Genomic DNA, 8626 nt, shown 5'->3' with positions numbered 1-8626 from the left:
CCCCCCGATGGGCCCGCAGTTCCTGCGCGCCCAGGCGTACTGACCCCGGGGGCCTCGGGGACCTCCGGGGCCTCCAGGACCCCTGGTGCACCCGGTGCACCTGGTGCGGCTCGTACGCCCGGCCCGGGGTCCCGCGGCCCGAGCCGGGCCTACGCTCACGCCTTCGTCTTGTAGCCCCGGCCCCACTGGAGGCCCCACCCGTACAGCCGGTCCAGTTCGGCCTGGAAGCCGTAGACGAACTTGACCTCGCGCCGTACCAGCAGATCGCCCTTGACGTTCTCCATCGAGAAGACCGCGCACGACCTCGCCTCGGGCGCGCGCTCGTCCAACTCGATCTCGACGCGCGGTCCGTTGCTCGGATAGAGCGTGATCTTCGCGTGCGTACGGTCGAAGGCGGGCGTCTGGTCGTAGATGTAGGCGAAGAACAGCAGGCGCTTGATCTCGTCGCGGTGGTCGAGGTTGACGAAGATCGTCTCACCGGACGGCGCACCGAACCTGTCGTCGCCGCTCAGCTTGATGTACGGCGCGATGTTGAGGTCCCCGAAGAAGCCGCCCAGCGGCTGGACGACGCCCTTGCTGCCGTTCGACAGCTCGTACAGGCAGCCGAGGTCCAGGTCGACGTTGACCATGCCCTGCGTGTGCGCCTGCACCACGTCGGGCTGGAACAGCTTGAACGGGTGGCGCAGCAGCCCGCTCTGCTTCGAGCGGCCCTCGATGTCCGAAGACCGCATCCGCCACGACAGGTTGACCCGGAGGTTGCCGGTCGCCGCGTCCTGCTTGGAGAGCGACACCGACGGATGGCGCTTGGTCAGTTCGATGGAATTGCTCGCGGCGCTGCCCGAATCGAACTGCGACGCCCTTCCGCCCGGCCGCAGGCCGTCCCAGAAAGACATGCTCACTCCCACCCTCGTGCGTCGGCCTGAGACTGCGGGGCGGTCCCTCGGCCTCGGCCGGAGGGCCGCCCCGCTGGGAAGCGTTCCCTCACTCCCCCGCGCGGCACACCCCGTGTCCTGTCCCCGGCGGGTCACACGGGGTCGCACGGAGTCGCACACCTGTGGCGCACGGGCATATCCGTGCGACAAGGGCAGCGGGCAGGGCGCGGGACCGCGCCCGGGTCAGGCCCGCGCGCCCGCCTGCTCGTGGGAGGCGCCGGAACCGCCGCCGCTGTCACCCCCGCCGTCGCCGCCCCGGGCCTCGATCGCCTTGTTCCTGCGGACGGACGACCAGAACGAGGCCCCGATGAGGACGACGCCGACGAGGCCGGTGACCACTTCGTTGATCTCGTGCTGGATGGTGACGAACAGGATCACGGCCAGCGCGCCGATCGCGTAGTGCGCCCCGTGCTCCAGGTAGACGTAGTCGTCCAGGGTGCCCTGGCGCACCAGGTAGACCGTCAGCGACCGGATGTACAGGGCGCCGATGCCCAGGCCGACCGCCATCCAGAAGATGTGGTTGGTGATCGCGAAGGCGCCGATGACGCCGTCGAACGAGAAGGACGCGTCGAGCACTTCCAGGTATAGGAACATGAAGAACGCGGCCTTGCCCGCCATGCCCACCGCGGAGACCGTGCGGCCCGCGGCCCGCGCCTTCTCCTGCTCCTCCTCCTCGCGTTCCTCCTGCTCCTCAAGACTGTTCTCGAAGTGCCCGGAGAGACCGCCGACGATCAGGTACGTGATGAGGCCGGCCACGCCGGCGAGCAGGACCGTGGAGGACTTGTCCACGCCGTGGCCCGCGCTGGTGTGCGCGTGCGTGGCGAAGGTCAGCGACGTGACGACGAGGACGATCAGCGCGACGCAGACCGACAGCATGTCGACCTTGCCGAGCTTGGCGAGCGGACGCTCGATCCAGGCGAGCCACTTGATGTCGCGGTCCTCCAGGATGAAGTCCAGGAAGATCATCAGCAGGAACATCCCGCCGAAGGCGGCGATGGCCGGGTGCGCGTCCGTGACGAGCGACTCGTACCGGCTGGGGTTGTCGACCGCCAGCCGGACCGCCTCGACGGGGTTCACCTTGGCGGTGATGGCGACGATCAGCACGGGGAAGACCAGGCGCATGCCGAACACGGCGATCAGCACGCCGATGGTGAGGAAGATCTTCTGCCAGAAGTCGTTGAGCTTCTTCAGGACGCCGGCGTTGACGACCGCGTTGTCGAAGGACAGCGAGATCTCCAGGATCGACAGGATCAGGACGACCCCGAAAGCCTCCCACCCCCAGAACACGGCCGAGGCGGCCAGCGCCAGGACCGTGATGACCAATGGCCAGCGAAAGGTTTTCAGGATCACTGCTACCCCATCCGGTGATACGGGTTTTCCCCCGTGCAGAGCACTGCTTTACGCAACATTGACCCCGAAGTCTAGGGCGATGCCCCGCAGGCCCGACGCGTAGCCCTGGCCAACCGCCCGGAACTTCCACTCGCCGCCGTGCCGGTAGAGCTCGCCGAAGATCATCGCCGTCTCCGTGGACGCGTCCTCGGTCAGGTCGTAGCGGGCGAGTTCCTGCCCGTCCGCCTGGTTGACGACGCGGATGAACGCGTTGCTCACCTGCCCGAAGGTCTGGCGACGGTTGTCGGCGTCGTGGATCGAGACCGGGAAGACGATCTTGTCGCACTGCTCGGGCACCTGGGAGAGGTCCACGAGCAGCGACTCGTCGTCGCCCTCGCCCTCACCGGTGAGGTTGTCGCCGGTGTGCTCGACGGAGGCCTCGGGGCTCTTGAGGTTGTTGTAGAAGACGAAGTACTCGTCCCCCATGACCCGGCCCTCGCGGCACATCAGCGCGCTGGCGTCGAGGTCGAAGTCCGCTCCGGTGGTGGAGCGGGCGTCCCAGCCGAGTCCGACGAGTACCTGCGTGAGGTTCGGTGCGGCTTTGGAGAGGGAGACGTTGCCTCCCTTGGCGAGCGTGACGCCCATGGTGTTGTCCTCCCCGAGGGTGGTCCGGTGCGGTACCGAGCGGTGCGACGGGGCGCTGGGGCGCCCCGGAATCAGGTGATGCGGGCTGTGCTGTGAAGGCCGAGCGGTGCGCCTGGCGCCCGTGAGGCGGTCGGCATCGGGTGTGGCGCTGCGGCGGCCGTGGGCGGCGGTCCCGCGCGGGGGCCGCGTCCGCGGCACGACGCGTTTGACGTCCTGCCCACCGGCGTGTCCTTCATGCACTTCACGCCATTTCGCCCGCCGCCGGTTGCGGCGCCCGCCTCCGCGGTGACTGCGGTGACGGCCCCCGGCGGTGGCGGACAGCGCCGTCCGGCGCCGCACGGGTGGGGTGCGGCGCCGGTCGGGCGGCCGTCGTGCCTGGTGAACCGGGCCGTCGTGCCTGGTGGACCCGTCGGCCGGTCCCGCTCCGGTCAGACGTTGACGCCGAAGTCCTGGGCGATGCCGCGCAGGCCCGACGCGTACCCCTGGCCGATGGCGCGGAACTTCCACTCCGCCCCGTTGCGGTACAGCTCGCCGAAGACCATCGCGGTCTCGGTCGAGGCGTCCTCGGTGAGGTCGTAGCGCGCCAGCTCGTTGTTGTCCGCCTGGTTCACGACGCGGATGAACGCGTTGCGCACCTGGCCGAACGACTGCTGACGGGTCTCCGCGTCGTAGATGGAGACGGGGAAGACGATCTTCTCGACGTCGGCGGGGACCGTGGAGAGGTTGACCTTGATCACCTCGTCGTCGCCCTCGCCCTCGCCGGTGAGGTTGTCGCCGGTGTGCTCGACGGACCCTTCGGGGCTCCTCAGGTTGTTGAAGAACACGAAGTTCGCGTCCTGCGCGACCTTGCCCTCGGCGTTCGTCAGCAGGGCGCTGGCGTCGAGGTCGAAGTCCTGCCCGGTCGTCGTGCGGACGTCCCAGCCCAGACCCACGGTCACCGCGGTCAGGTTGGGCGCGGCCTTGGTCAGCGAGACGTTTCCGCCCTTGCTGAGGCTGACTCCCATGAGTCCTCCCATTGGTTGTCGGGGCCGGCGGCCGTGGTCGGCGGCGGTTGCCGCGGGCCTCACGCCCCCTGGTGCGTTGCCATTCGGATCAACGTCTGGATACTAGTGACCGGTTCCCGTCACCCGCGCGTTTTCCCCGGCCGACGGCGCGGGCCCCGACACGTTCCGCGGGCGCGGGACAGCGCGGCGGGACGGTGCGTGTACGCGCTGTGCACCGAAGCGGTACCGGCTGTGTACCGAAGCAGTACGGGTTGTGCGCCGAAGGGGACGAGACGGCGCCGGAGGGGTCCGAGTCGGCGCCGGGGCCCGGCCCGGAGGCGGCCGGGGCGGCCCCTCAGAGCTCCGCCAGCGCCTTCAGGTAGGCGTCGGTGTCCCTGGCCTCGTGGACCGGGTTCACCACGCTCCAGCGCACCACGCCCGCCGTGTCGATGACGAACGTGCCGCGGACCGCGCGGCCGCGCTCCTCGTCGAGAACGCCGTAGGCGCGCGCGGCCCCGCCGTGCGGCCAGAAGTCGGCCAGCAGCGGGAACTCGATTCCCTCGCTCTCGGCGAAGGCGCGCTGGGCGTAGACCGAGTCGGCCGAGCAGCCGAGGAGCTGGGCGCCCCGCTCGGCGAAGGCGTCCGCACGGTCGCGGAGCTCCTGGAGCTCGCCCGTGCAGGTACCGCTGAAGGCGTGCGGATAGAAGACCAGGACCACGGGCCGCCCGTCGGGTCCCCGGAAGTCGGAGAGCCGCACGGTCCTGCCGTGCTGGTCCTGGAGCGTGAAGTCGGGCGCTGTGGCGCCGACCGCGACGGCCATGGGGCATGTCCTTTCCCGGGGAGCCGGCCTTTCCCGGGTGCGGCCTCCGCCGGCCTGCCGCCCGGGCACCCACCAGCCTACGCACGGATCGCGGTACCCGCCCGAACGGGTGATCCCCCGCCGTGTCCGTCGACGGCGGGGGCCCGCCCGGCCCCCCCCCCGCCCCCCCCCCCCGGGCGCGCCGGGGGGGGGGGGCCGGGTCACCGGCTCAGCGCTTGGACTTCGCCGCCTTGGGCGTCACGAGCCGGCTGCCGGTCCAGTCCTTGCCCGCGTTGACGCTCTTGGTCTGCGACAGGCCGGCGGTCTGGGACGCCTCGTTGATGTCGCTCGGCTCGACGTAGCCGTCGCGGCCGGTCTTGGGCGTCAACAGCCAGATCACGCCGCCGTCCTCGACCAGACCGATGGCGTCAACCAGCGCGTCCGTAAGGTCGCCGTCCTCGTCCCGGAACCAGAGGAGGACGGCGTCGGCAACGTCGTCGTAGTCCTCGTCGACGAGGTCCTGGCCGGTGACGGCCTCAATGGACTCACGGAGCTCCGGCTCGACGTCTTCGTCGTAGCCGATCTCCTGGACCACCTGTCCGGGCTCGAACCCCAGACGAGCCGCCTGGTTGGTCCGCTCCTCCGCGTGGTCCGCGGTCGCGCTCACGGATTGCCTCCTGATCATGTTTCGGTGACTGCTTCGGCTTCGCGCGCACGCGAAGCATTGGCCGTAGTCCACACGGGCGCGACGGATCGCGCAAGTACCCGGCGGCCGAGACCGCCGAAACGGTGACGTTCCGGGCCTCTCCCCCGCGTTTCCGGGCGATCGGGCGGCGACCCTCTGTAACGGCCGGAACTTCTTTTCTCCATGTTTGCCATGGTATGCCGTCGGGCTACGCCATTCGGGTAGGAACCGCCGGAGTCGGCACCCGCCCGGGCGTGGCTCGGCCCGCCGCCACCGGTTACCTCCCGGTAGAGGTGACGTCCGCGTACGGAGCGGTACACGATGGGTTGCGACGTACGAACCCCAGACAGATGCGACGTACAACACCCCATACAGATCAGATAGACCAGACAGACCAGACAGAGACGCACGAGCCCCCAGACAGAACAGACAGCGAGGGAAAAGCGTGGCTTCCGGATCAGATCGCACCCCGATCATCATTGGCGGCCTTCCCAGTCAGGTCCCGGACTTCGACCCCGAAGAGACCCAGGAGTGGCTCGACTCGCTCGACGCCGCCGTGGACGAGCGCGGCCGCGAGCGCGCCCGGTACCTGATGCTCCGGCTGAACGAGCGCGCGCGGGAGAAGCGTGTCGCCGTACCGGAGATGCGCAGCACGGACTACGTCAACACCATCGCCACCAAGGACGAGCCGTTCTTCCCCGGCAACGAGGAGATCGAGCGGAAGGTCCTGAACGCGACGCGCTGGAACGCGGCGGTGATGGTGTCGCGGGCGCAGCGCCCCGGCATCGGGGTGGGCGGGCACATCGCCACCTTCGCGTCGTCGGCGTCGCTCTACGACGTGGGCTTCAACCACTTCTTCCGCGGCAAGGACGACGGGGGCGGCGACCAGATCTTCTTCCAGGGCCACGCCTCGCCCGGCATCTACGCGCGGGCCTTCCTGCTCGACCGGCTCAGCGAGGCGCAGCTCGACGGCTTCCGCCAGGAGAAGTCCAAGGCGCCCCACGGCCTTTCGAGCTATCCGCACCCCCGGCTGATGCCGGACTTCTGGGAGTTCCCCACGGTGTCGATGGGCCTCGGCCCGCTCGGCGCGATCTACCAGGCGCGGATGAACCGCTACATGCGGGCGCGCGGGATCGCCGACACATCGGACTCGCACGTGTGGGCCTACCTCGGCGACGGCGAGATGGACGAGGTCGAGTCGCTCGGCCAGCTGACCATCGCGGCCCGCGAGCACCTGGACAACCTGACGTTCGTCGTCAACTGCAACCTCCAGCGCCTCGACGGCCCCGTGCGCGGCAACGGCAAGATCATCCAGGAGCTGGAGTCGGTGTTCCGCGGCGCCGGCTGGAACGTGATCAAGCTGGTGTGGGACAGGACCTGGGACCCGCTGCTCGCGCAGGACCGCGACGGTGTCCTCGTCAACCGGCTGAACACCACGCCGGACGGCGACTTCCAGACGTACGCGACGGAGACCGGCGGGTACATCCGCGACCGCTTCTTCGGCGACGACCACCGGCTGCGCGCCATGGTCGAGAACATGACCGACGAGCAGATCCAGCACCTCGGGCGCGGCGGCCACGACCACCGCAAGGTGTACGCGGCGTACGCGGCGGCCAAGGCGCACCGCGGGCAGCCGACGGTGATCCTCGCGCAGACCGTCAAGGGGTGGACGCTCGGCCCGAACTTCGAGGGCCGCAACGCCACGCACCAGATGAAGAAGCTGACGGTCGACGACCTGAAGGGGTTCCGGGACCGGCTCCACCTGCCCATCCCCGACAGGGAGTTGGAGGACGGGCAGCCGCCGTACTACCACCCGGGCCGCGACTCGGAGGAGATCCAGTACATGCACGACCGCCGCCAGTCGCTGGGCGGCTACGTGCCGTCGCGGGTGGTGCGGGCGAAGCCGCTGACACTGCCGGGCGAGAAGGCGTACGCCACGGTCAGGAAGGGGTCGGGGAACCAGTCGATCGCGACGACGATGGCGTTCGTCCGGCTGCTCAAGGACCTGATGCGGGACAAGGAGATCGGCAGGCGCTTCGTGCTCATCGCGCCGGACGAGTACCGCACGTTCGGCATGGACTCGTTCTTCCCGAGCGCCAAGATCTACAACCCGCTGGGGCAGCAGTACGAGTCGGTGGACCGCGAACTCCTGTTGTCCTACAAGGAGTCGGAGACCGGCCAGCTGCTGCACGACGGCATCACGGAGGCCGGCTGCACGGCGTCGGCGATCGCCGCCGGCTCGGCGTACGCGACACACGGCGAGCCGCTGATCCCGGTGTACGTCTTCTACTCGATGTTCGGATTCCAGCGCACCGGCGACCAGTTCTGGCAGATGGCCGACCAGATGGCGCGCGGCTTCGTCCTGGGTGCGACGGCGGGGCGCACGACCCTGACCGGCGAGGGGCTCCAGCACGCCGACGGCCACTCCCACCTGCTGGCGTCGACGAACCCGGCCTGCGTCGCCTACGACCCCGCCTACGGGTTCGAGATCGCCCACATCGTGCGGGACGGCCTGCGCCGGATGTACGGGGAGCCCGCCGCGGGCGAGGACCCGAACGTCTTCTACTACCTGACCGTCTACAACGAGCCGATCCAGCACCCGGCGGAGCCGGAGGACGTCGACGTCGAGGGCATCCTCAAGGGCATCCACCGCCTCCGCGCCGGCGACAAGGGCGAGATCCCCGCGCAGATCATGGCGTCGGGCGTGGCGCTGCCGTGGGCGGAGCAGGCGCAGCGGATTCTCGCGGACGAGTGGAACGTACGGGCCGACGTCTGGTCCGCGACGTCCTGGACCCAGCTGCGGCGCGAGGCGGTGGAGACGGAGGAGTACAACCTGCTGCATCCGGAGGAGGAGCAGCGCACACCGTATGTGACGCGCAAACTCAGCGGCTCCCAGGGCCCGTTCGTGGCCGTGTCGGACTGGATGCGGGCGGTGCCCGACCAGATCGCGCGCTGGGTGCCGGGCCCGTACCAGTCGCTGGGTGCGGACGGCTTCGGCTTCGCGGACACCCGTGGCGCCGCCCGGCGCTTCTTCCACATCGACGCGCAGTCGATCGTGCTCGCGGTCCTGACCGAGCTGGCGAAGGAGGGCAGGGTCGACCGTTCCGCGCTCAAGCAGGCCCTGGACCGCTACCAGTTGCAGGACGTGGCGGCGGCCCACCCGGGCACGGCGGGCGGCGACGCGTAGGGCTCTCGGCGGGGGGGCGGGGGCGGGGCGGGGGCGGGGGGGCGCCGGCCCCGCCCTGGGGCGCAC

At 70.0% G+C, this 8626-nt stretch carries 7 protein-coding genes; 1 reads left to right on the top strand and 6 read right to left on the bottom strand.

Translation table 11 applies throughout. The features are described 5' to 3' along the window. Positions 1 to 155: 155 nt before the first annotated feature. The 6 genes from LCE31_RS32070 to LCE31_RS32045 all read right to left on the bottom strand — a co-directional run bounded on the left by LCE31_RS32070 (position 156) and on the right by LCE31_RS32045 (position 5355). Positions 156 to 893, bottom strand: coding sequence for a TerD family protein (locus tag LCE31_RS32070; protein WP_225020649.1), 738 nt, complete (start codon positions 891 to 893; stop codon positions 156 to 158). 222 nt (positions 894 to 1115) lie between these two features. Beyond that, entirely contained in the window at positions 1116 to 2282 is a 1167-nt protein-coding gene (locus LCE31_RS32065; protein WP_225020647.1) for a DUF475 domain-containing protein, read from the bottom strand. 48 nt (positions 2283 to 2330) lie between these two features. Next, entirely contained in the window at positions 2331 to 2906 is a 576-nt protein-coding gene (locus LCE31_RS32060; RefSeq protein ID WP_225020645.1) for a TerD family protein, read from the bottom strand. A gap of 428 nt (positions 2907 to 3334) precedes the next feature. Beyond that, positions 3335 to 3910, bottom strand: a complete 576-nt coding sequence (locus tag LCE31_RS32055) for a TerD family protein (protein ID WP_225020643.1) — start codon at positions 3908 to 3910, stop codon at positions 3335 to 3337. Positions 3911 to 4244: 334 nt separating this feature from the next. Beyond that, a complete protein-coding gene (locus LCE31_RS32050) occupies positions 4245 to 4709 on the bottom strand; it encodes a peroxiredoxin (protein WP_225020642.1) in 465 nt (154 codons plus the stop codon). Positions 4710 to 4917: 208 nt separating this feature from the next. Next, the gene (locus tag LCE31_RS32045) at positions 4918 to 5355 is read right to left on the bottom strand and encodes a DUF3052 domain-containing protein (RefSeq protein WP_225020640.1); all 438 of its coding nucleotides are present in this window, start codon (positions 5353 to 5355) and stop codon (positions 4918 to 4920) included. A 463-nt stretch (positions 5356 to 5818) separates the two neighbouring features. Here LCE31_RS32045 and aceE point away from each other — a divergent pair, with 463 nt between their 5' ends. Next, a complete protein-coding gene (gene aceE, locus LCE31_RS32040; RefSeq protein ID WP_225020638.1) occupies positions 5819 to 8560 on the top strand; it encodes a pyruvate dehydrogenase (acetyl-transferring), homodimeric type in 2742 nt (913 codons plus the stop codon). The last annotated feature ends 66 nt before the right edge of the window (positions 8561 to 8626 follow it).

The organism is Streptomyces sp. 8L, assembly GCF_020176795.1.
GTDB lineage: Bacteria > Actinomycetota > Actinomycetes > Streptomycetales > Streptomycetaceae > Streptomyces.
This window is presented reverse-complemented; position numbering and strand designations above follow the sequence as displayed.

Coding starts and splice junctions, on each gene's coding strand:
- LCE31_RS32055 (WP_225020643.1), bottom strand. CDS start 3,910: ATGGGAGTCAGCCTCAGCAAGGGCGGAAACGTCTCGCTGACCAAGGCC.
- LCE31_RS32060 (WP_225020645.1), bottom strand. CDS start 2,906: ATGGGCGTCACGCTCGCCAAGGGAGGCAACGTCTCCCTCTCCAAAGCC.
- LCE31_RS32070 (WP_225020649.1), bottom strand. CDS start 893: ATGTCTTTCTGGGACGGCCTGCGGCCGGGCGGAAGGGCGTCGCAGTTC.
- LCE31_RS32050 (WP_225020642.1), bottom strand. CDS start 4,709: ATGGCCGTCGCGGTCGGCGCCACAGCGCCCGACTTCACGCTCCAGGAC.